The sequence below is a fragment of the Mesobacillus thioparans genome, from assembly GCF_965138835.1.
Lineage (GTDB): Bacteria > Bacillota > Bacilli > Bacillales > Cytobacillaceae > Mesobacillus > Mesobacillus thioparans.
Genome location: NZ_CBCSFH010000001.1, coordinates 746573 through 769435 on the forward strand (window position 1 = coordinate 746573; position 22863 = coordinate 769435).

The 22863-nt window shown below is 44.5% G+C and carries 25 protein-coding genes; 10 read left to right on the plus strand and 15 right to left on the minus strand.

What is annotated here, in order from left to right:
- Positions 1-11 precede the first annotated feature (11 nt).
- Positions 12-782 (minus strand): cell wall-active antibiotics response protein LiaF, encoded by a 771-nt coding sequence (gene liaF / locus ACNAZ4_RS03770; RefSeq protein WP_415812834.1) that lies wholly within the window; start codon positions 780-782, stop codon positions 12-14.
- Positions 783-1077: 295 nt separating this feature from the next.
- Between liaF and ACNAZ4_RS03775 the strand changes: the two genes are divergently transcribed.
- Both ACNAZ4_RS03775 and ACNAZ4_RS03780 read left to right on the plus strand, forming a co-directional pair.
- A complete protein-coding gene (locus ACNAZ4_RS03775; protein ID WP_415812835.1) occupies positions 1078-2469 on the plus strand; it encodes a hypothetical protein in 1392 nt (463 codons plus the stop codon).
- A 155-nt stretch (positions 2470-2624) separates the two neighbouring features.
- Positions 2625-3827, plus strand: coding sequence for a M20 family metallopeptidase (locus tag ACNAZ4_RS03780; protein ID WP_415812836.1), 1203 nt, complete (start codon positions 2625-2627; stop codon positions 3825-3827).
- A 94-nt stretch (positions 3828-3921) separates the two neighbouring features.
- Here ACNAZ4_RS03780 and ACNAZ4_RS03785 read toward each other — a convergent pair whose 3' ends face one another.
- The 3 genes from ACNAZ4_RS03785 to ACNAZ4_RS03795 all read right to left on the minus strand — a co-directional run bounded on the left by ACNAZ4_RS03785 (position 3922) and on the right by ACNAZ4_RS03795 (position 6695).
- Entirely contained in the window at positions 3922-4644 is a 723-nt protein-coding gene (locus ACNAZ4_RS03785) for an EcsC family protein (RefSeq protein WP_415812837.1), read from the minus strand.
- Between the two features lie 106 nt (positions 4645-4750).
- Entirely contained in the window at positions 4751-5962 is a 1212-nt protein-coding gene (locus ACNAZ4_RS03790) for an ABC transporter permease (RefSeq protein WP_415812838.1), read from the minus strand.
- On the minus strand, positions 5955-6695 hold the full coding sequence (locus ACNAZ4_RS03795) for an ABC transporter ATP-binding protein (RefSeq protein WP_415812839.1): 741 nt from the start codon (positions 6693-6695) through the stop codon (positions 5955-5957). The genes ACNAZ4_RS03790 and ACNAZ4_RS03795 overlap by 8 nt, the downstream gene beginning before the upstream one ends.
- Positions 6696-7276: 581 nt before the next feature.
- On the opposite strand from ACNAZ4_RS03795, the gene ACNAZ4_RS03800 reads away from it, so the two are divergent.
- The 3 genes from ACNAZ4_RS03800 (at position 7277) to ACNAZ4_RS03810 (ending at position 9815) form a co-directional block, all read left to right on the plus strand.
- Positions 7277-7696: an HIT family protein gene (locus ACNAZ4_RS03800; RefSeq protein ID WP_415812840.1), complete on the plus strand. Its 420-nt coding sequence runs from the start codon at positions 7277-7279 to the stop codon at positions 7694-7696.
- Between the two features lie 393 nt (positions 7697-8089).
- Positions 8090-9172, plus strand: coding sequence for a 3-phosphoserine/phosphohydroxythreonine transaminase (serC, locus tag ACNAZ4_RS03805; RefSeq protein WP_415812841.1), 1083 nt, complete (start codon positions 8090-8092; stop codon positions 9170-9172).
- Positions 9173-9296: 124 nt separating this feature from the next.
- Positions 9297-9815 carry a tryptophan transporter gene (locus ACNAZ4_RS03810; RefSeq protein WP_415812842.1) on the plus strand — a complete coding sequence of 173 codons (519 nt, stop codon included), beginning with the start codon at positions 9297-9299 and terminating at the stop codon, positions 9813-9815.
- Between the two features lie 46 nt (positions 9816-9861).
- Here the strand turns inward: ACNAZ4_RS03810 and ACNAZ4_RS03815 are convergent, their stop codons facing one another.
- Positions 9862-10068, minus strand: coding sequence for a hypothetical protein (locus ACNAZ4_RS03815; RefSeq protein WP_415812843.1), 207 nt, complete (start codon positions 10066-10068; stop codon positions 9862-9864).
- Between the two features lie 162 nt (positions 10069-10230).
- On the opposite strand from ACNAZ4_RS03815, the gene ACNAZ4_RS03820 reads away from it, so the two are divergent.
- The 3 genes from ACNAZ4_RS03820 to ACNAZ4_RS03830 all read left to right on the plus strand — a co-directional run bounded on the left by ACNAZ4_RS03820 (position 10231) and on the right by ACNAZ4_RS03830 (position 11935).
- Entirely contained in the window at positions 10231-10599 is a 369-nt protein-coding gene (locus ACNAZ4_RS03820; RefSeq protein ID WP_415812844.1) for a YtxH domain-containing protein, read from the plus strand.
- A 239-nt stretch (positions 10600-10838) separates the two neighbouring features.
- Positions 10839-11414, plus strand: coding sequence for an HTH-type transcriptional regulator Hpr (locus ACNAZ4_RS03825; protein ID WP_415812845.1), 576 nt, complete (start codon positions 10839-10841; stop codon positions 11412-11414).
- A 332-nt stretch (positions 11415-11746) separates the two neighbouring features.
- Positions 11747-11935 carry a hypothetical protein gene (locus ACNAZ4_RS03830; RefSeq protein ID WP_415812846.1) on the plus strand — a complete coding sequence of 63 codons (189 nt, stop codon included), beginning with the start codon at positions 11747-11749 and terminating at the stop codon, positions 11933-11935.
- Between the two features lie 241 nt (positions 11936-12176).
- On the opposite strand, the gene ACNAZ4_RS03835 is transcribed toward ACNAZ4_RS03830, so the two are convergent.
- The 3 genes from ACNAZ4_RS03835 to ACNAZ4_RS03845 all read right to left on the minus strand — a co-directional run bounded on the left by ACNAZ4_RS03835 (position 12177) and on the right by ACNAZ4_RS03845 (position 12613).
- Complete coding sequence (locus ACNAZ4_RS03835) at positions 12177-12269, minus strand: YjcZ family sporulation protein (protein ID WP_102261746.1); 93 nt, start codon at positions 12267-12269, stop codon at positions 12177-12179.
- Between the two features lie 86 nt (positions 12270-12355).
- A complete protein-coding gene (locus ACNAZ4_RS03840) occupies positions 12356-12439 on the minus strand; it encodes a YjcZ family sporulation protein (protein WP_064503397.1) in 84 nt (27 codons plus the stop codon).
- Between the two features lie 93 nt (positions 12440-12532).
- Positions 12533-12613, minus strand: coding sequence for a YjcZ family sporulation protein (locus ACNAZ4_RS03845; RefSeq protein WP_415813008.1), 81 nt, complete (start codon positions 12611-12613; stop codon positions 12533-12535).
- Between the two features lie 192 nt (positions 12614-12805).
- Here ACNAZ4_RS03845 and ACNAZ4_RS03850 point away from each other — a divergent pair, with 192 nt between their 5' ends.
- On the plus strand, positions 12806-13687 hold the full coding sequence (locus ACNAZ4_RS03850; protein WP_415812847.1) for a peptidylprolyl isomerase: 882 nt from the start codon (positions 12806-12808) through the stop codon (positions 13685-13687).
- A gap of 62 nt (positions 13688-13749) precedes the next feature.
- Here ACNAZ4_RS03850 and ACNAZ4_RS03855 read toward each other — a convergent pair whose 3' ends face one another.
- The 7 genes from ACNAZ4_RS03855 to ACNAZ4_RS03885 form a co-directional block, all read right to left on the minus strand.
- Positions 13750-13929, minus strand: coding sequence for a sporulation YhaL family protein (locus ACNAZ4_RS03855; RefSeq protein ID WP_415812848.1), 180 nt, complete (start codon positions 13927-13929; stop codon positions 13750-13752).
- Between the two features lie 131 nt (positions 13930-14060).
- Positions 14061-15005: a 3'-5' exoribonuclease YhaM gene (gene yhaM, locus ACNAZ4_RS03860; protein WP_415812849.1), complete on the minus strand. Its 945-nt coding sequence runs from the start codon at positions 15003-15005 to the stop codon at positions 14061-14063.
- A 74-nt stretch (positions 15006-15079) separates the two neighbouring features.
- On the minus strand, positions 15080-18088 hold the full coding sequence (locus tag ACNAZ4_RS03865) for an ATP-binding protein (RefSeq protein WP_415812850.1): 3009 nt from the start codon (positions 18086-18088) through the stop codon (positions 15080-15082).
- 14 nt (positions 18089-18102) lie between these two features.
- Positions 18103-19350: a metallophosphoesterase family protein gene (locus ACNAZ4_RS03870; protein WP_415812851.1), complete on the minus strand. Its 1248-nt coding sequence runs from the start codon at positions 19348-19350 to the stop codon at positions 18103-18105.
- Between the two features lie 100 nt (positions 19351-19450).
- Positions 19451-20146, minus strand: coding sequence for a Type 1 glutamine amidotransferase-like domain-containing protein (locus ACNAZ4_RS03875; RefSeq protein WP_415812852.1), 696 nt, complete (start codon positions 20144-20146; stop codon positions 19451-19453).
- Positions 20147-20273: 127 nt separating this feature from the next.
- Positions 20274-21527 carry an ABC transporter permease gene (locus ACNAZ4_RS03880; protein ID WP_415812853.1) on the minus strand — a complete coding sequence of 418 codons (1254 nt, stop codon included), beginning with the start codon at positions 21525-21527 and terminating at the stop codon, positions 20274-20276.
- A complete protein-coding gene (locus ACNAZ4_RS03885; protein WP_415812854.1) occupies positions 21520-22419 on the minus strand; it encodes an ABC transporter ATP-binding protein in 900 nt (299 codons plus the stop codon). The genes ACNAZ4_RS03880 and ACNAZ4_RS03885 overlap by 8 nt, the downstream gene beginning before the upstream one ends.
- A 147-nt stretch (positions 22420-22566) precedes the next feature.
- Here ACNAZ4_RS03885 and ACNAZ4_RS03890 point away from each other — a divergent pair, with 147 nt between their 5' ends.
- Positions 22567-22752, plus strand: coding sequence for a YhzD family protein (locus ACNAZ4_RS03890; RefSeq protein WP_415812855.1), 186 nt, complete (start codon positions 22567-22569; stop codon positions 22750-22752).
- The last annotated feature ends 111 nt before the right edge of the window (positions 22753-22863 follow it).

Genomic DNA, 22863 nt, shown 5'->3' on the forward strand with positions numbered 1-22863 from the left:
TTTCCTCACCTCTACACCCGGTCGATTCTGACAGAACCGATCTTCAATTCAATCGTGATGTTCAATTTCCTGACGGCTTCATCGTAATCATCTGATTTATAAGCAATTACATGTTTGATTTGTTCCTGAGCATAATCAAACAGCTTTACTTCACCGACTCCGACAACTGCATTGACTTTTACCGGAACCCCCTCTGGAACGAGCATTTTCACTTCCCCCACCCAGCCTTTCACCCTGATCGGTGTTTCTTTGTCAGGTATGAACCCTTTGCTGAAATCAATGAAGTATTCGCCGACCATATTGTAGAGATCCATTGGTTCAACTGCCCAGTTCGGCTCTTTGAATGTGACTTTGCCAATTGATGCTCCCCGGATTTTCTTTGTGGAATTCCCTTCAGTATCGGGAAAATCCCCAAGTTTAGTTGCTGATGGCAGTTCTGTTTGGTAGATGATTTTAAACTTCCGTTTCCCGGTCAGCATGCTTACACCAAAATAAATCAGGAACAGCGGCCAAAGCTTCCACACATCGAGGAAGTTGAAGCTGATCACATCAAGACGGTCCATGACCAGAAGCGATGAAAAAACTATAATGAACAATCCCCATCCGAACTTCTTCTGAAGAAGTGCCACCAGTCCATACACCAATAACAAAAAAGGATAAGAGACGACAAATAGTTCTTTTATTTCCAAGGAAATGACACCTAAATTAACGAGCAAAAGGATGATTCCCAGACCTGCCAGTACGACAGCCGTTGCTATTTGATTTACCGATCGAGTACGCAACACTTTTCCCTTCTTTCTTGCTTTCCTGTTCTCTTATTCTTGTTCATCTAAAAAAATCCCTTTATTTCCTATCTTTTTCACTAGTAAACTTGCTTGTTATACATATTTTAAGGAATGGAACAGCTTTTTTCTCCCCTCCAAAGGAGTTTTCTGCCTCCGTCCCGGGACTGAGAATTTTTTTACCAATCCTGCTCACACCTTTCTGCTTCCATCATATTCTGTAGTACTTAATTAGGTAATCTGCCTATTCAGCGCAGACGGAAACAGTACGTCAATCAGAAGGGAGAAATACTCAATGGTTGTAGAATTAACGGCACTTCATTGGATATATGTTTTATTCATCTTCCTGATCATCGGGTTCATGGTCATGAAAAGAGATACAACGCTTGTATCGATCATCGGGATCTTTTTATTGGCAATCGTCGCGACTGGCTCGTTAAGCGGCTCGGTCAGCAGTGTATTCAATAGTTTCATATATGCCATTACCGAGCTTCTGCCTACCATTCTCGTCATATCCATCATTGTGGCGATGAGCAGGACGCTTACAGTAACAGGAATCAACGATGCGATGATATCGCCATTCGCCAAATTGATCAAAACACCCGCACTGGCATATTGGACGATTGGGATTGTCATGATGTGCATATCCTGGTTTTTCTGGCCATCTCCAGCAGTAGCCTTGATGGGGGCAGTCCTTTTACCAGTCGCAGTAAGAGTCGGGCTGCCTGCCCTTGGTGTAGCGGTCGCTATGAACCTCTTTGGGCACGGAATTGCCTTGTCCGGTGATTTTGTCATCCAGGCTGCTCCAAAGCTGACTGCCGATGCTGCCGGCATTCCCGTCAGTTCGGTCGTCCAGGCCAGTATCCCGCTGGTCATTGTCATGGGCGTTGTCACCACGGTGACCGCATTCTACTTGTTAAAAAGAGACATGAAAAGCGGCAAATTGAAAAGCAGCGGTTCACTTGAAGTTGAATTAAAGCAAACGAGCGATCCAACCTTGCTGACTGATGGTGCAAAGAAATTCTTCGCTCTCCTGATACCAGTATTATTCGCAGCGGATGTTGCCGCAATGTCCATCCTTGACCTTCAGGGCGGCGATGCGACTGCGCTTGTTGGCGGGACCTCAATTTTCATCCTGCTCCTGATCTCTCTCGCAGCGCATAAGAACAAAGGACTTGAAAAAACGACCAGCTATTTGATCGAGGGCTTCCAGTTTGGATTCAAGGTTTTTGGGGCTGTCATCCCGATTGCCGCATTCTTCTATCTCGGCGACTCCGGCTTCTTGAAAATCATCGGTGAGTTCCTGCCTGAGGCGTCACAGGGCATTGTCAATGACTTAGGGGTGGCGCTTGCCTCAGTCGTTCCCCTTAACGCGGAAGTCGGGGCCGTCACACTCACGGCTGTAGGAGCCATCACCGGTCTGGATGGCTCAGGATTCTCCGGCATCTCGCTTGCTGGATCAGTCGCTGCTATTTTCTCGACTGCCATAGGCGCTGGTGCAGCAACCCTCACCGCACTCGGACAGATTGCCGCTATCTGGGTCGGCGGCGGCACACTCGTTCCATGGGCACTGATTCCGGCAGCGGCCATTTGCGGTGTGGATCCATTCGAGCTTGCAAGACGAAATCTCCTGCCGGTCACCATTGGGCTAGTTGTAACGACAATTGTGGCAATGTTCCTGATTTAGCCGCAAAATACTGGCTGCCATCCTCTGGCACCGTTTATATATGAAGCTCCCTCTCTAGGGGGCTTCTTTTGCTGTTATTCTAGAATGTTTTTATTCTATAATCATGGTATAATTATTTAAATTATCAAACTATTATACATAAGGGGATGAACCAATTGCAGGATCAGCTTTTCAGGAAACTAGAAAACCTTTATCCGGAAATGGTAGAAATTCGCCGCTTTATGCACCAGCATCCAGAGTTGTCTTTCCAGGAGGAGAACACGGCGAGGTATATCGCAGCATTTTATGAAAAACTTGGGGTTGAGGTACGAACCAATGTTGGCGGCAATGGTGTCGTGGCAAAAATCCATGGAGGCAAGCCGGGCAAAACAGTTGCGCTTAGAGCCGATTTCGACGCCCTTCCGATCCAGGATGAGAAGGATGTCCCATATAAATCGCTCGTTCCTGGCGTCATGCATGCATGCGGACATGATGGCCATACAGCGGCATTGCTTGTCCTAGCAAAAGTATTGCATGAAGCAAGGGAAAATCTTCACGGAACTTATGTGATGATTCACCAGCACGCTGAGGAGTATGCACCAGGCGGAGCCATTACGATGATTGAAGACGGCTGCCTTGAGGGAGTCGACGTTATTTTCGGCACCCATCTTTGGGCCACTGAACCAACGGGGACTGTCCAATATCGCATCGGACCGATCATGGCAGCAGCCGACCGTTTTGAGATTTCCATCCAGGGTAAAGGCGGACATGGTGCGCAGCCGCATAAAACAAAGGATGCGATTGTTGCTGGGGCACAGCTGGTTTCAAACTTGCAGCAAATCGTCAGCAGACGTGTGGATCCCGTCGATTCTGCCGTCGTGACCGTCGGCTCGTTTGTGGCAGAAAATGCATTCAACGTCATCGCCGATAAAGCCAGGCTGATTGGCACAGTGAGGACATTCAATGAAAACACCCGCGATTTTATCGCAGGCGAAATCGATAAGGTTGTTCACGGAACATGTCTAGCAACCGATTGCAGCTATGATTATGTATATGATAAGGGCTATCCTGCCGTCGTGAACCACGCCGCAGAAACCGAGTTCCTGATCGATTGTGCTTCAAAGGTGCCGGAAGTGACCAAAATTGAGGAAAGTGATCTGCAAATGGGCGGAGAAGACTTTGCCTACTATCTGCAGCATGTGAAAGGGACGTTCTTTTTCACAGGAGCAAAACCAGAAAGTGCTGAATCTTATCCCCACCACCATCCAAGATTCGATATTGACGAAAAAGCCATGCTCATCGCCGCAAAAACGCTTTGCTCAGCGGCATTGAACTATCAGACGAAGAAACAGCATAACCATCAGGAAACATTAGCGTAAGAAAGAAACTTTTACTCATTTAGGCTGCAGACAAACTCAATTGTCTGCAGTCTATTAATTTTTCGCGAAAATGATGGAACACACTTTTAGCCTCTCACATCTGTGGCGGCGTTTGCAGGATCCTCATTCGGTAGGCATTCTGCGCAGTTTCTCCAAGCTGGTCCAGCAGATTGTAATTCGCATATGCACCTACCACTGCTCCAATCCCCGGCAGCAGCTGCAGCATTTTCGTAAAATCGATATAATCCCTATACTCCTGTTGAAATTGCTGCCAATCGAGTTCCAGCAGTTCCGATTTCCGGCTTTCCCAATTTTCAAGCACATCCAAAGTCTCTTTCCTTTGGGCATCGCTTGAAAACGCCAGCTGGAATACATAGAGGATAAACAGCCTTTCCTCATATTTAGAAGTGTCAAAGCCATAAATTGAAGCAGCTTCGAACAGGAATTTCATTTTGATCGATAATAGCAGCGGAAAGTCTGCCATCCCAAGCAATATTCCGCCAGCACCAGTGCCTGCCCCTTCAACGGCTGCCGTCCTTTTATATCCTTCGAGTTTCTTGTTCAGCAATTCATCCTTGCTGGCCAGGGTCAAGCCTGTACCCTGCTGTTTTTTGGTCGTTATATTCGAGCCGGCAAGTGTGGCCTTGACCATGTTTTTAATACTTTCCGTAAGGATTTGATGGACTTTTTCCGGAATCAGCTGATTCACTTTTGTCTGCGCTTTTTTGGAGGCGCGCGCCAAGATCCCTGAGCGTTTATTCAGCTTCCGCTTCCAGGCGGCCACCTCATCATATGCCTTCAGCTCATACTCATTCACAGCTTTCACTCCTTTTCGTACCACTATTTACGTATTGGAAACAGCTTGGTTTCAAAAAAACCTCTCCATAAAGCCAGCAGCCATTACGAAGAGGTTTTATTCATGGTCATGATTTAAGCTTGTTGAGACTGTAAAAATAGACAAAGAACAACGCAAAGGCGGCTCCAGCAGCCATTGCGATGGCGCCGAATACCAGATCTCCTTTAATAAGGATGATGCCAGCAAATATGGCTGCCTGAAAACTCATTATGCCCAGCAGCAGGCTAGTAAAGGATTTCCGCCTTAATTCTTCCTGTAAAGGATAAAGGCTGACCCAAAGCTTGTTTTGGTGATGGTTCCATAACGGCAAGAGTTGAAAACCAGTCAAATACATGAAAAGCAGGGCCAATATAATTTGGCCTGGTCCGTAGGTGAGGAAATAAAGAGCGGCTCCTCCAATTACGGTAAGACGGACGAGCAGGCCAAAATAATCACCGGCTCTTGCGAATGTCCTTATATAAAGATGGCTGTATGCGAAATCCTGCCGGTAAGGAATCACATTGACCAGCCAATCGAGCCATTTGCGCCTCCTTGTCCGGTCACGAAGCTTCGGAACATCTGTGAACATATTGGCGACACGATAAAACGCGTTCATCCGCCTCTCTTCATCCTCGATCAATTGCTCCCACTTCAGTCCCTTTTCGGCAGTCTGTTTTTTAAAGTACATATAAAGGAAAACTAAAATCAGCGCTGGGACTGCTGTAAAAATCAATTGTGCTCCGGAGAAAATGAAATAAACCAGCACTGTGTTGATAAAGAATCTGAAGATGCTGTCGGTCAATTTCACGCTTGTTTCAATATAATGCTGGACATGCCAGCGGATCAATAGATTGACCAGCTTGATCAGGATAGCGGCTGCCAGCAGGATAAAAAACGACTTAAAGTCTGCATCATGCACTTTTACGTGGAGAGGCATCAGCACCGCAAGCACCATCAGCAAAAGATATGACTGCAGGCTCAGGCTGAATAGGACCGATTTCCTGAAATAATTAGCCAGCCTTGTTTCAAGCGGCAAGAGAAAGATCTTATCCGCTTCAGTCAGGAATGTCTGGAAAGGACTGTATGTAAGGGCTGTGGCTAGAATGACGGCAATGATCCATGCTGCAGGAAAGTCAGGCTGCAGTGTTTTTATCCATTCCTGATAATAGAATGCCGCTGTTCCCAGTAAAAACAGGACGACAATCACTAAATGGCCATTAAAGATATAGCGGAGGTAGCTCCCGGTTTCCTTCGCAAAAGTCCCGAAGCGCTCCTTCCATAAGTCTTGAGGATTAAACATAGTCTTCTTCCTTTGTCAGCTGGATATACAGGTCATCAAGGGTGGCACCGGCCATATTGAACTGTTCCCGCAACTCCTCAAGTGTCCCCTGTGCCCTCACTTCTCCATTATGCAGGATCACAAAACGATCGCAGTATCGTTCAGCTGTGGCCAGAATATGTGTCGACATCAAAATTCCTGCGCCGTTCTGCTTCATTTTGTCCATCAAATCCAGCAAAGATTGAATTCCGAGCGGATCCAGGCCGACAAACGGCTCATCCACAATATAGAGTGAAGGCTGTACAAGGAATGCACACATGATCATCACCTTTTGCTTCATTCCTTTAGAAAAATGAGCCGGGAACCACTTCAGCCTTTTACTCATCCTGAATTCCTTTAATAAAGAATCGATCCGCCGCTCATATTCTTTTTCCTCCAGACCATAAGCCATTGCAGTAAGACGCAGATGTTCTTCAAGCGTCAATTCATCGTAAAGAATAGGCGTTTCAGGTACGAATGTGAATTCCTTCCTATACTCTTCCTTCCCTTCGATGAATGTCCTGCCATTGATCCTGATATCACCCTGATGAGGTTCCATCAAACCAATCACATGCTTGATCGTCGTACTTTTTCCGGCACCGTTCAGGCCAATCAGGCCAACAATCTCATTTTTATTGACAGTGAAGCTAACATTTTTCAGGACCGGATTCCTCGTGTATCCGCCGGTAACCTGGTTAATTTCCAATAAAGACATGTTCAACGCCCTTCCAGTTCGTAGTCGTGTACCGTTATTTTAACAAATGGATCTCATTTAGGAAAAGTTTCAACTAAAAGGTGAACTTTTTTCGCATATAAGCTGGCAATCGGGGCATCATAATTTTTGAAGGGGAAACAAGCAATAATTCGAAATGAGGTGTCTGTTAAAGACATAAATTCGATTTATAAGCACACTGATTTAAACGTTCAAACAAGGGGATGGTTGCATTGCGCTACGTGAATGTAAACCCAGCCGTTCAGTAACACTACTCCACATTTTGAAATGAGGTGTGTGTCGCAGATCACTTCCCGCTTTATAAGTTGTGAAACCGACTAAAGCAGACAGGGGATGGTCCGATTGAACCAGGTACTGAATAACCCATCATTTTTGTAAATTCAAATGAATTGACAAATGAGGTGTTTATCAAAGGTAAACCTGCTGAGAACGTCAATGAACAGTAAATCGTTTTTCCCTTCAGGGGACAGGATTCCATGCGGATCCTGTCCTTTCTTTCTTTATGTTTATTGGCAAAATGTGATAAAATACCAGAAACATCATTAATGGAAAGGGTGGAACATATGAGTGATTGTATTTTTTGCAAGATCATCAATGGCGACATTCCCTCAAGCAAGGTGTATGAGGACGAAAATGTACTGGCATTCCTCGATATCAGCCAGGTAACAAAAGGACATACACTTGTCATCCCTAAAGTACATAAGGAAAATGTCTATGAATTAACGGATGAAGTAGCAGCGAATGTTTTTAAGGCTGTTCCAAAAGTTGCCAATGCGATTAAGGCTGCCTATGACCCAATCGGGCTGAATGTTCTCCAGAACAACGGCGAAGCAGCCGGCCAGTCTGTCTTCCACTTCCATATACATCTGATTCCTCGCTACGGCAATGGAGACGGTTTCGGGGCTGTCTGGAAAACACATCAGGATCAGTACAGTGCAGAGGATTACCAGAAAATCGCTGCCGAAATCAACAGTAAAATCTAGACTTCCGCACATGCGGGAGTTTTTTTGTTGGCTAGAAACAACTGTTATATTGGACAATTTTCTGGCTACCCACTTTGTGTTTGTCCGATAGGGCCTTCCTATCGGACACTTTCTGCCTTCCTCCCCTCGCGTTTGTCCGATAGAGCCTTCCTATCGGACACTTTCTGCCTTCCTCCCCTCGCGTTTGTCCGATAGACCTTTTCTAGAAAGCAATGGGGAACCTGTCCATACAGCTATCTTGCTCTTTTCGTCATATGTAATGCAAAACGAACTTCTTGAAATTTTTTTAAACTTTTCTGAAAATATTAGAAATTCCCTTCTTTTTCTGGTAGCATGATAATAACTTTAACACATTAAAGAATCACTGTATTTTATTTTTCCGGAGGGATGATCTTGAAACGTGCACTGAATTTTAATGCCGGGCCTGCCGCCTTGCCTGAGGCTGTGCTGGCGAGGGCGGAAAAAGAAATGATGAATTACCAGGATAGCGGGATGGGAGTCATGGAACTCAGTCACCGCAGCAAGCAATTCGAAGCAATCAATGAAGTGACAAAGTCATTGCTGCGAGGCCTCCTCAACATCCCGGATGATTACGAAGTACTTTTCCTCCAGGGCGGTGCAAGCCTTCAATTCACCATGGTTCCGATGAATCTTCTTGAAGAAGGATCGGCTGCAGGCTATGTCCTGACTGGCACATGGTCTGAAAAGGCTTTGAAGGAAGCGCAAAAAATCGGGAGTGCAGCGGCAATCGCTTCATCTAAATCTTCCAACTATAAATCAATCCCCAGCTTCACAGAAATCGATGTACACCCTGACTCTTCCTACCTTCACATCACGACGAACAACACGATTTATGGAACCCAGTGGCATGACCTGCCTAAAAAGGTAAACGTTCCTTTAATTGCGGATATGTCGAGTGACATTTTAAGCCGTCCTCTTCATGTACCTTCATATGGACTTATCTACGCTGGTGCGCAGAAAAATCTTGGACCATCTGGCGTCACCGTGGTGATCATCCAAAAGGATCTGCTCAAACGTTCCAGGCCAGATTTGCCTTCGATGCTCAATTATCAGGTCCATGCTGATTCAAAATCACTTTATAACACCCCACCCACTCTGTCGGTTTATTTCCTGATGCTTGTCCTTGAATGGGCCGAATCAATTGGCGGAGTCAAACAGCTTGAATTGCAGAATAAAGAAAAGGCATCGTTGCTTTATGATGCGATTGACAGCAGCGATGGGTTCTATAAAGGCCATGCGGAAAAAGAAAGCCGTTCATTGATGAATATCACCTATACCCTGGAAAATGAAGACTTGACCTCCACCTTCCTCCATGAGGCTGAGAAATCAGGATTTATTGGTTTGGCTGGCCACAGGTCTGTGGGAGGCTGCAGGGCTTCCATTTACAATGCCGTCCCGACCGAGCATGTCGAAAAACTGGCGAAATTCATGAATGATTTCAGACTAAGAAATTAACAGAATATTATCCCTTTACTCAACTAAAATATGTGTTATAATGATACCAAGCTTTTCGCTGCAGGCATTGAGAGCACTGCAGGAGAAGCAATAGTTAGCTAGAATAGCAGAGGAGAGATGAGAATTGAATACGAAGAATCTTGTAGCTTTATCACTGTTGGTCGGGATGGGTGCAGTACTGCACACTGTAGTGCCTGGTTTTATCCTTGGAATGAAGCCTGATATGATGCTGACCATGATGTTCCTCGGTATCATACTGTTTCCTGATAAGAAAAGTGTATTCTTGGTTGGAGCTGTAACTGGTCTGATTTCAGGGCTGACTACTACATTCCCTGGCGGACTTATTCCAAATATCATCGACAAGCCTGTAACGGCATTTGTCTTCATGGCAGTCCTTCTGGCGTTGAAAAACTTCAAGTCATCTGTATATATTGCAGCTGGCCTGACGGCAATCGGAACCATAGTATCCGGAATCGTTTTCCTTGGATCAGCTTACTTCCTAGTGGGCCTTCCTGGACCGTTCATTGCCCTTTTCGCGGGAGTCGTTCTCCCTGCAGCTGCATTTAACACAGTGTTCATGGCCATTCTTTATCCAGTGGCAACCAATATCTTTAAACGAGCTAAACTTGCAGAAGTGCATTAAACATTAGAGCCCCTTTCCTCATACTGAGGAAAGGGGCTTTTTTTCATTACTGGAATGAATAAATGATTATCCCGAGCAATAGGAAAATGGCTCCCCCGCCTGCGAACGTGCCAGCCCTTTTCCGCACGAGCATCTTCGGAGGATACATGCCTGGTTTCTTCAACGCAAGGAGATTATGGACTGCCCCCAAAAAGAAAGCAATACTGATGAAAAATACGATACTAGTAAAAATCCCCGCTCCCCTCCTCTCCATCCTCTGTACATGTGCCTAATTTATCTTTATGCCTGTTAATTTGAGCCTATGAAGCATAAAACGTTTATTTGCCCGAGAATAGGAAATTAAATATAGAAGGAATAGAGGAATTTCCATCTTTTTATCGAACATATACAGAAAAAATGACGAGGTGGTCAAAACATGAAAGCAAAATCAGTTCTAATGGGAATGCTTGTCGGAGGGGCAGCAGCCGGAATCGCTACGCTGCTCACCGCGCCAAAGCCTGGTTATGAGACCCGGAGGACGCTTAAGGCAAATAAGGATGAATATATCGGGTCCCTAAAGGATATAAAAGAATCCGTTCTCGAATTAACAAACACGGTAGCCTCTGCTTCCAAGGAAGGAAAGGCTTCCATCCAGACTTTTGTCACCGATGTAAAAACCGCTCTTTGGGAGTGGAAGCTTGAAACTGAAGAAAATAAAAAGGCTCTCCAGGAAGATATCAAGGAGCTTGAAGAATCCATTTCTGATTTGGAGTCCGAACTGGCAGCCAACACAGAAGAAAAATAAAAGGAGAAATCCTTCCCGCCAACTAAAATTTTTACGATGGGAAGGATTTTCCTTTACCATAAAGAAAAATATATTATGCAAATGCCATTTTTGTGTTTGCCACTGAATTTTTTACATAATTAAGCCAGACTTTAGTGGGAAAATAACAAATTCAAAAAATTTTGTAAATTTATATCTTTATTAATTTTTGTTTTATTGGCATAATGAAAATAGAAACAATAAAGTAGGTGAATATGAGAATGGGAGATAACAATTATACTATGAAAGAAGCTATGATGTTTAGCCAGAGAGTTGCCCAGTTAAGCAAAGCCCTTTGGAAGTCTGTCGAAAAGGATTGGCAGCAATGGATCAAGCCGTTCGACCTGAATATCAATGAGCATCATATTTTATGGATTGCTTATCACTTGAATGGTGCTTCAATCTCTGATGTTGCCAAATTTGGCGTGATGCATGTTTCCACTGCCTTCAACTTTTCAAAGAAACTTGAAGAACGTGGCTATTTAAAGTTTTCCAAAAAGGAAAGCGACAAAAGGAATACGTATATCCAGCTAACTGAAGAAGGGGAAAGCATATTACTCGCTTTGATGGAAAGCTATGAACCTGATAAAAATGCTGTTTTTTCAGGTGCGATGCCATTAAAGGAACTGTATGGGAAGTTTCCTGATATCATTGAGATCATGGCGATTGTCAGGAATATTTATGGCGACGATTTCATGGAAATCTTCGAAAAATCCTTTTCGAATATCGACAGAAAGTTCACTGACGAAGACGGTACGCTAAAAAAGATCGATCCAGCCGAGAAGGAGTTTGCTTAAGATAGACAAACACAGTTTAACTCCGTAAATAGAGGAAGGAATTACTCCGAAGACCCACTAACTATGTTTACTTCCTCTGGCTGCAGTTGGGCTGTGCTGCCAACTGACAACATCTTATAAAGCGGATGTAAAATCACTCCTTCCGCTTTTCGTTCTTCACTTTAATTGCTCATTATCTCACATTCCCAAAAGGATTTTTTCTCAGCAGATGAAAAAAACATTCTCCCTCCTCCTCTAACTTGCTAATCATATGCCATATAAAAAACTATCTTTTTCCTTGAATATTTGTTATTGTATTTAAGATAAAAAGATTGATAAGGAGGGATTCTTCGATGATCTCCATTTTATTCGTGTTTGTCCTTTTTGCAGCCTTCATCCTTTTCTATATAAATAAGCTAACAGACTCCCTCTGCATCCAGAAGGAAATCCCGGCAGACAAACATGCTAAAATTTTCAGGACGATCAATATCCTAGTTACCATTTTGCTGATTTCATCTTTCGTTGAAATCCTGTATACGTGACTACATACGAAAAGCGTCTCGAGCTGCTAAGAGCTGACGCTTTTCGCAAGACACTCGAGGAAAGCTCCACCAGGGACGAAAATCACCTGGCTCTGGATCCAGACATTTCCCGAAGTTGAAATCTTGAATTACGATTACATAAACTAAGCGGTGAGGATATCCTCACCGCTTTTTATTTTCATTCTCCATATTGAGCTTTTTGTTTGATCAAGGCATGCAGAAAGCAACGCCCCATCTGATTTTACAGCCACGAAGCACCGATGATGATTAACAGAATGAACAAGACAACGAGCAATGCAAAGCCGCCGCCGTATCCACAGCCTCCTCCAGACATTGAGGTTCCTCCTTTCTGCTTAAAGAACTTGCCTTAACATCCCAGAAATATGGGGGGCGAGATGACCCCCATATCCTAATTAGAAATTAAAGCCAAGCTGCACCCACGATGATTAACAGAATGAATAACACGACAATTAACGCAAAGCCGCCGCCGTATCCTGCACCCATATTAACACCTCCTTCCAAAGTGGTTATGATATCTTATTCAAGCAAGTTCATTTACGCATAGGCAGTTATCCTGCTTTCCATGCATTTTCTTGTTTATAGGTAAGCTGCCCCCGCAACAATCAACAAAATGAACAAGACAACTATCAAAGCAAATCCCGAATTATAGAAGCCCATATTCAAATACCTCCTTTTTTCTCTTCCCTACATCCTATGCACACTGGAGCAAAGGGTATAGATATCCGCCCATTCGTTAAAATAGTAAAAAAAATCCAGCGTTAAATTTTTGTAGAAAATTTAAAATATGGTATAGTAGACTTTGTGGATAAAAAACGGCCACTCGAATTTTCTGTTTAGGAGTTGTTCACCATGAAAAAAATGATCATTTCCCTCACGGTTGCAGCCGGAGTTATGGGATTAGGCGCATGCAGTAATGATAATGCGGATTCTTCTGAAGTAATCGTTGAATCAAAAGCAGGCAATATTACCAAAGAAGAACTTTATCAATCAATGAAGGAAAAATATGGGGAGCAGGCGCTCCAGGAACTGCTTTACCAGAAAGTTCTTTCAGAGAACTATAAGGTAACTGACAAAGAAGTTGACCAAAAAGTGGCCGAGCTTAAAGAAGAGTTAGGAGATAACTTTGAGTTAGTTCTTCAGCAGAACCAGCTTAAGGATGAAGAAGAGTTAAAAGCAGTCCTTAAAGACCAGCTTCTTATGGAGAAAGCTGCCCTTAAAGATGTGAAGGTCAGTGAAGCTGAGGTGAAGAAAAGCTATGAGGAGTACAAGCCTGAAATCAAGGCGAGCCATATCCTTGTAAAAGATGAAGAAACAGCGAAGGAAGTCAAGAAAAAACTTGATGAAGGCGCGAAGTTTGAAGACCTGGCGAAAGAATATTCACAAGACCCTGGTTCAGCTGCCAATGGCGGAGACCTTGGATTCTTTGGCCCTGGCAAAATGGTTCCTGAATTCGAAGAGGCTGCCTATGCCCTTGACGTGAATGAAATCAGCGGACCGGTCAAGTCACAGCACGGCTTCCACATCATCAAAGTAACAGAGAAGAAAGAAAAAGAATCATACGATAAAATGAAGGATAAATTAGAGTATGACTTAAAGCTAGCCCAGCTTGACTCTAATAAAATCCAGGAAGTACTGAAGCGTGAGCTTGATGCAGCTAACGTTAAAATTAAGGATAAAGACCTTAAGGGTGCTGCAGAGTTCCCTGAAGCAGAAGCACCAACACAGCCATAATTGGACAGGCTGATTTCATAAAAAAGCACTGGCTCCGAAAATTTCGGAGCCAGTGCTTTTTATTATGCTTCTGCTGAATCACGCCGTTCTTTTTCCCGTTCGAGCCGTTTCATATAGAGCTCGCCCTCTCGTTCAATGCTTTCCATTTCTTGTTCTCTTTCCTCTTTTCCTGTTTTGACCGCCATGAACGCGCTGAATACGATTCCTGCTGCGACTGCTATTACCCAGATTGGAATTGACATTCTTCATACCCTCCATTTAAAGGTTGTCCAAATTGAACTCTTACAGAAAATATATGTGGCATTTGTTAAAATATGACCTCTAGTAAAAAGCAAAATAAACCCCTGCACAATTTGGCAGGGGATTTAGTATTTTACTTATGGAATACAGGCTTATAGAATGACCGATTATCGAGTGCAAATACTCTTTCTGAGAATTCGCCTGGTTTCACCCTGGAAAGGGCTCGGTCGAGCATGTTCATTTTCGCATCGAGGTTGTCGATGTAGTGCAGGATTTCCGCCTCTTTGATCATCGGAGGTTTTGGACTGCCCCATTCTGCTTTGCCGTGATGGGATAGGACCATATGTTGAAGGATGATTACTTCTTCACCTGAAATCCCGAGTTCATCCGCTGCCTTGCCAATTTCGTTGACCATGATCGATATATGTCCAAGCAGATTGCCTTCTACTGTGTATGTCGTTGATATAGGTCCAGAAAGCTCTATGACTTTTCCAAGATCATGCAGGATGACTCCGGCGTACAAAAGATCTTTATCAAGACTTGGGTAGAGTGTTGCGATTGACTTCGCAAGGTCCAGCATCGATGTCACATGATAAGCAAGGCCGGACACGAATTCATGATGATTCTTTGTCGCTGCCGGAAATTCCATGAATGCGTTCATGTTCTTTTTCAATAGATGTCTGGTGATTCTCTGGATATTAGGGTTTTTCATTTCAAAGATATATTGTGTAAGCTTACTGCTCATTTCATCCTGGCTGACAGGAGCTGTTTCAAGAAAATCGGATAGTTTTACAGAGTCAGCTTCAGAAGCAGGCCGAATTTGCCTGATTTTCAGCTGATTGCGTCCTCGGTAGTTCTGGATGTCTCCCTGCACCTTCACAATGCTTTCCGCACAATACATCGTTTCATCTTCTGCGGATACATCCCATAGCTTCGCTTCGATATCCCCGCTCTGGTCCTGGAGGATAAGTGTCAAAAATGGTTTTCCGTTGCTGGCAATCCCTTTTGAAGAGTGTTTGACCAGTAAAAACAACTCCACCTGATCCCCTGTTTCATGATTCAAAATTCCTTTATTCATTGTTAACCGACCTCTCCTCTCTGCAACAGTATAACATACAGAATCTATTGTTCTGATTCTCAGACCCTTCTATTTCAAACTGCATTTTTGCTTTTTTCTCCCAGATGCACGATTTCTTTATCTGAAAAATGGTCAAGCAGATGACGATGGCATGTGAAAATCAGGATCTGGTTTTCTTTGCTCATTTCCCTAAGCAGCTGGATGATGCGCGCTGTCCTGTTATGATCAAAATTGACAAAGCTGTCATCAATGATGATGGGGAACGGATAGCGGTCATGGTGGACAGCGGCTAGCGCCAGCCTGATCGATACATACACTTGTTCTGCCGTTGCCTGGCTTAGCTCATTCGCTTCAAATAATACATGATCCTTCCTTTCAATCAGAAAACCGCTGCCAAAAGGCTGGGGTATGATTTTACGATAGCTGCCATCCGTCAGAACATAAAGGAAACTTTCTGCCTTGGCAAGCATCTTCGGCATCCGCTCATCTTTATAGCGCCCGATTGTCCTCGAGAGCAAGTCCCTCGCGACTGCATACCTTCCCCATTCCTTCGCATCTTCAGCAAATTCGTGCTGCAGCTGATGATATTTATGGAGCAGTTCGCTATAAACGCCCCCCTCTTCGATCATCTTCATTTTGTGCTTTACATCGGCAATGGAATCGAATTGCTTCGTCAAATCCCGCTTGCACGCGTCCAGCTTCAAGGTATTCCCCTCAATTTGTTCCTCAAGGGAAATACCAGTAAGAATTTCTTCCCTGTCTTTGTCGCCTATGCCTGAAGCAAAAAGTTGATGATTGATATCCTCCTGCCTTGCTTTCCAGCCTTTCAGCAGTTCAGCATTCTTCGCCTTCAGCCTGAATTCATCCTCATCATCACTTTCAGCCTGAACGAATAATCCCATCTTCTCTTTCCTGAGAACGAGCTCCTCCTTTTCAAGTCCTGCCAGTTCTTCACCTAGTTCACTCAGTTTTGATGCCAATTCCCGATACTTCGCCTGCTGCTCCATTGCTTCCCGTAAAGCCCGCTTCAATAAGCCTGCTGCTTCCATCGGAGGAAGATTTCCATTTTGCAGGAAACGTAAGGCCAGCACTTTCAAGCTGTCTTCCATTTCGGCCAATGATTCAGTCACTGCCCTCAGGTTTTCTCTGGTTCGCTTTCTTTCACGGAAATATGCTTTTTGCTTTTCCAGTAAATGATAGGCATCCAATAACTTGATCGCCCCTTCATTCTTTGACAGCCCCAATTGCTTCAATAGTTCGCCCTTTTTCTGTTTTAGGGAGGCGTTATCTGCTTCCCATGCTTCAAATTGCTGGACGACTTTATCAAAACGCTGCTGCTGCTGGCCAATTTTAATATTCAGCTCAGTTTCGAGTAGCCGGGCTTCTTCATCCTTCGCCAACAGACTCTTAGTGGAGAACAGATTTCCTCCCGGCTGGCTGTTCATCGCTTCTTTCAGCGATTTCTCCCGCTCAATCAACTTTGACAGGACCTGAGATTCCGCAGAATGATCCTGTTCTGTTCCATCTGCAGACTGCAGCAGGCCAACAACCAGAAAAATCAATCCAGCGGCTCCGACACCCGCTAAAAGCCAGGTGCCGTTAACGATTCCCCAGATTAAGACTATGAGGAAAATCCCCCCGAGAAGGAACGATTGCTGACGGGCTTTCTTTTGTTGCTTAATCATTCTTTTTTTATCAGTTGCCTCCCTGGCTTTGACCTCTTTAATCTGGTCTGTGACATGCTGCCATTCGGTCTGGATTCTCTCTCTATTTTCAAGAAGGTCCAATTCACTCATCAGCTGAATCCGTCTATCGTCATCAAGCAATTGCCTTTTTACCTGGTCGGCATTTGCTTCCAGCTCAGCAAGTGTACGTTTTTCTTCTTCAAACTCTTCCTCGAGCTGCAGCTTCTTATCACTTAATCTTTGCTGTGACAGTTGCAGTTTTTCCGCCTCATCCTTAATAAAGATGCTTGTATTGATTTCCTGGATCCTTTCTTCATCGAAATCTGCATGAAGCTGGTCATTAAGCAGGCTGGTTTCTTCGGTTATTTCTTCAAGTTTTGATTCCAACAGTCTTTTTTCCTGTTTAAGCTGATCATATAAGGGAAGATTTTCGATTCGGGCATCGATTTCTGTGTCCATGGCAAGCAGTTCCAAATCTGGTTTGTTATTTTCCAATGCGTCCTGGTAATGTTGCTGCTTCTCCTTCAATGCCAGCACTCTTGCCTGGGTTTGCTTTATCTGCTCGTTCAATTTCTCAAGCCGGCTAAGACCGTCTTCCGGAAAAAATGTATGATTTATCTCCTCGATTTTTCTTTCCAATGAGGCAGCTTCAATGACCAGCTTTTCGTTTCGCTTATATTCACGCAGCTTCAATAATTTTTGTTCCTTCAAGCCAATTTCACTCTCGAGCGAGGCGATTTTAATTTCAAGAGCTTCTTTCTCGTGCACCCATTGTGAATACTGTGCATTCTGCTGCTCAGCATTTTTCAGGGAAGCCTGGACTTCCTTCAGCTCCTTGAGTTTCTCATTTAACAGCGGCCGTCTCCCGCCTGGTTTGAAACGCTGCTCCATTTCCTTTAGCAGATAGCTTTCCGTATTGAAGAGTTTATCTGTTCCAATTGTTCCGGCCGAAAATAAATATCTGCCGAGATCTTCCCCTTTCATCCCATGGATATTTTGCAGACCATGTACATTAAAGGAATAGATTCCCTGAAAAATGCTTTTATCCATTCGTTTTAACAGATCCCTCAGCAGCTCTTCCCCGCCAATCGTTCCATCTTCCAGCGATACAGTCACATCTCCTGCTGCCTTTCCTTTCACCCTTTCGATGACTGCGATTCCTCTGTCAGGAAAAAAGGCTTTGATCTTCCCGCCATACTTAGGCGTATTTTTCGGCTCATATCGGATTTCCGAACTCTGCCTGGCCGGAAAACCGAACAGGATACTGTGGATGAATGACATGATTGTCGACTTTCCAGCTTCATTTTCACCATAAAAAACCTCGAAATTGTCCAACGACTCGATCACATAATCTTCAAGCCTGCCGTATCCGTATATATGCAGTTCAATAAGTTTCATCACTTTGCCTCCTTTCATTGGCTTTCCAGCATCTGCCGGAGAAGGAGATGCTCAGCATCCTTGACCATTTGTTCCTGATCGCTTTCAGACAGCATATCCAAATGCCTTCGCGCCTGGCTGTGCTGGAATAAAGGAGACAAAGATTCAGATACATCGTCATACTGTTCTATCGTCCTGAATAATTCTTCATAAAAATCACTTTGCTTGATCAAGTTCCCCCGGTCAATCACGAGTTCTTGTGAATACTGAAGCCTGTGGACCCAGACAAAATACTCCTCATCCTTTTCGTTCTCCTGAAGCAGTTCAAGCAATTCACCGCTGGCTAACTTCGGAATCACCTCTGACAGACCGGAATTCAAGCGTTCAATCCGAATCTCCAGCAAAACTCCTTTTTCTTCTCTCCTTTTTTGATCAATCGCAGCCAGGCATTGGTCATAAAGAATATTGAACCCGGAAGCTTCCTGGGCATCAATGACGATTTCATCCCAGATCACATCAGCACTTTCAATGAAAGAAATTTCTGTCCCTGACTCCGTTAAATGGACAATTGACGCTCCTTTGTCCCCGAGCTCCTTTCTATTTCGCCCCTGTGAGTTTCCTGGATAGACAATATACGGCTGATGAGATAGAACCGCTCTTTTATGAATATGGCCAAGGGCCCAGTAATCATAACCTTTGCCGATAAGATCAGTTAATCTGAAGGGTGCGTACTTTCCATGATCACTGGTCCCCTCGAAATGGCCGTGCAGCATGCCAATGTGAAAATCAGCGCCATCAGCCTTTGGATATTTCTCGATCCACCGCTCCATTACATGACGTTCTGGATAGCTGAAACCGTATAAATGGACTAGTGTGCCATCCTCCTTGCTGAAGACGGCAGTGTCGACATTGTCCTTGAAGAAATGAACATTGTCAGGAAAATCGATTGTCATGAACCGGGATCCGAGGTGGTCATGGTTCCCATGGATCGCATAGACCTTGATCCCCTTTTCGCATAGCCGGGTCATTTCCTTTCGAAGAAAAGCCTGGGCGCGGATGCTTCTGTCTTCACCATCGTACAGATCACCGGCAATCACAACAAAGTCGACTTCCTGTTTGATCGCGGCATCCGTCAAATTGCTCAATGCTTTAAAAGTGCTCTCCTGAAGCCGGTCAAAAATGGCTTTTGGCAAATGCCTCAGGCCGACCATCGGACTGTCCAGATGGAGGTCGGCTGTATGTAAAAACTTCACCTGTTTCATGGAATATTCCTTTCCGTTCATGATTTCATCTTTATTTTAACACTCAAAAAATACGAATGCACGTTCTTATCCCGATTGCTGCAAAAAAACTGCAGTCCCTTTCCGGAACTGCAGTTCAGCTTTAACCAAGATAGATTGTATCCAGCACTTTTTCTGTGGCTTTCCCATTTTCCAGACTAACATGATAGGCCTTTGCGTCAGGCCTTGAACTCACTGCCCTGGCCAGTTCTTCACCGATAAAATGCAAAGCGGCGCTATCATCGGCGGCAAATCCGCCAGCGATCTTTCCTGAAGCGACAAATTGTTCATAAGCCGGACGCCGCTCCGCTTCCCCGTCATAATGGGGACAATTGCTTCCCTTTAAAAAACCAAGGCTCTTCAAAGGCTCCATGCCGTCACCATAAGAATCCGTCACACCTTCTTCAAACCAGCAAATTGAGCCGGCACTGACTCCTGCCATGATGATGCCTTGCTCCCATGCCTTGCGCAGAATGACGTCCAATCCCCATTCCTTCCAAAGAACAAGGAGATTCTTTGTGCTGCCTCCCCCAACATATATAATGTCCTGATCCATCACAAAGGCTTCCAGGTCTCTCGACGGCGGCCTGAATAAGGATAGATGTGCAGGGATGCATTCATGTGATTGGAAAGCGGTATAAAACCTCTCGATATAGCCATCCGCATCCCCGCTTGCAGTTGGCACAAAGCAAACCTTAGGCTTCAGTTTTTCCGACTGACCAAGTATATATAAATCCAAAAGCGGGTTCTCCGGTTCCATCGAGAATCCCCCGCCCCCCATTGCAATGATATGTTTCAACCTCGAACACTCTCCTTCATTAAAATGGACAACTGGCAATATGAATATCATTAAATATTCAACTCGGCATATCGGAATTCCTGTATAAAAAAGCCTCAATCCAAAATGAATTGCGGCTTTTGTTCGATTATTCGTTTTTCGTTAACTGAAGTGCCTTTTTAATATCCTTAAAGGAATTCGATTTGCCGTACATGAGCACTCCACCGCGGTACACCCTCGCGCCGAATACGGCCAGGAAAGCGATTGTCGCTACCAGGATGCCGATTGAAAGGGCGATTTCCCAGAAAGGAATATTGAGCATGCCGACCCGCAGGAACATCAGCATCGGCGAGAAAAACGGAATGAACGATGTATATTTTACGAACGGTGCCTCAGGCTGTCCTAAGCCAAACATCGCCATCATGAATCCGGCGACCACAAGCAGTGTCATCGGCGTGATCATTTGCTGAACGTCTTCAATCCTGCTGACGAGAGAACCAAGGAACGCGGCCATTGTCGCATACAGAAAATAGCCTAATATGAAGAAAATCACTGCGTATGCAATCGTGCTCCCAGCTACATTTCCAAAGCCGAAAAACTCGAAGAATCCGCCTTCCATATTCTCCAGATTCTGTTTGATCGAAAAATATCCGACTAACAGAAGGGCGGCGAGCTGGGTCAAGCTTAACAGCCCAATCCCAAGGATCTTCGCAAACATTTGCTTGATCGGCGATACACTGGATATCATGATTTCCATCACACGTGAAGATTTTTCAGTTGCGACTTCCATGGCGATCATGTTCGCGTACATGATGACGGCAAAATAAATGATAAAGAGCAGGACGTAGACTAGCCCTCGAGCCTGATTCAATTCTTCTTCCGTCTTGGCATCCTCTTCAAGAGCCGCTTTTTCGAATTCAACTGGTGCATATAATTTTTCCAATTGTTCCGGAGCAATGTTGATCTGGGTAGAAGCGATAGCCGTTTTCAGCTGCTGCAAGGCTGCCTGCAGGTCTGCAGGAATGGCAGAATCAGCAATGCTCATCGCTTTGTATGAAGCGGCTGGAAGCTCGTCGCCATTCAATTTCACTTCAAGAATCCCCTTATATTCCCCATCCTCGACCGCTTTCCTGGCGTCTTTTTCATTCCCATCATACTTTTCCAGTATAAGCTCATCATTGATTATCTTCATCTGCTCTTTGAGCGGATCGTATAGCTGTCCGGTGCCATCAATCACGGCAATTTTATCAGCGTCGCCGCCTTTGTTGAAAAAGTCGATAATATTGGTCATATTGGTCAGTGCCAGCATGATCGCTACGGTGAGGATCGTTGTAACCAAAAAGGATTTGGTTTTAAGCTTGGTCATATATGTATGCATCAGGATGATAAAAAAATTATTCATATGAAGCACCTACCTTCTCTATGAAAATATCATTCAGGCTCGGTTCTTCAAGAACGAACTTGCGGATAAACCCTTTCCCTACTATTTCTTCCAAAATATCCTGTGCCACTTGCTCACCAGTAATCTGCAGATGGATTCCCTCAGCTGTCAGCTTCGCCTTTGTCACGCCAGGATATTCCTTCAGGAAAGCTGGGTCGAAATCTGCATGGATGATGAGGTTCTTTTTCCCAAAGGATCTTTTGATCTCCTTGAGCGATCCGTGGACAACAGGGCTGCCTTTATGCATGATGCATATATGCTCACACATTTCCTCGACATGCTCCATCCGGTGGCTTGCAAAAACAATCGTTGTCCCTGAATTCTTCAATTCTACTACCGCTTCCTTCAGCTGTTCGACATTCACGGGATCCAGGCCGCTGAATGGCTCATCAAGGATCAGCAGCTTCGGCTTATGGATGACAGCTGCAATGAACTGGATTTTCTGCTGGTTGCCCTTCGAAAGCTCCTCTACCTTTTTGTCTGCATATTCAGGAACCTTAAAGCGGTTCAGCCAATAATCAAGTTCTTTCAGGGCAGCCTGTTTCTGCATGCCTCTTAGTCTTGCAAGATAGACAATCTGGTCGCGGACCTTGAGCTTTGGATAAAGCCCTCTCTCCTCCGGCAGGTAGCCTATAATGCTGCTGGTATCATAATTGATCGGCTTTCCGTCCCATGAAATCATTCCTTCTGATGCGTCCAGCAGGCCAAGAATCATCCGGAAAGTCGTTGTTTTACCGGCACCATTCGCACCGAGGAATCCGAACATTTCCTTTTCCGGGATATTAAGTGAAAGCTGGTTCACTGCTGTAAAGCTTCCAAATCTCTTCGTGACACGATCGAGCTGTAATACCATACTCGCTCTCCTCCTTCTCCAATATAATACTACGATGGCAGATTGGAAATAGTTTCATATCTTGATGTTTTTTTGTTTTGCATATTTAAAAAAATTATGCAAAAATAATAGTAATCATCAGAATTTTATAACAAAGGGGAATTTGTTATGGATACTTATAAACTGACAGCGTTCGAACCAAATGGCGAAAAACTGATTGACGAATCCTTCCAGGCCGGGAACGATGACGAAGCAAAAGAAATCGGCGCAAAAATGCTTGAAGAAAAAAACCTAAGCGACAAGACACACCGCTGCACTTCTCCAAGAGGAAAGCTCGTATTGTTTCATCCATAAGAAAAGCGGCAGCGCCTTGGTCAGCCCCGCCCAGCGTTGGAGGGCCTGACAGTCAAGTCGTTCTTTGACTTCATTGGCAGGACCGAAACGTCTCGAGGAGTTAGGAGCCGC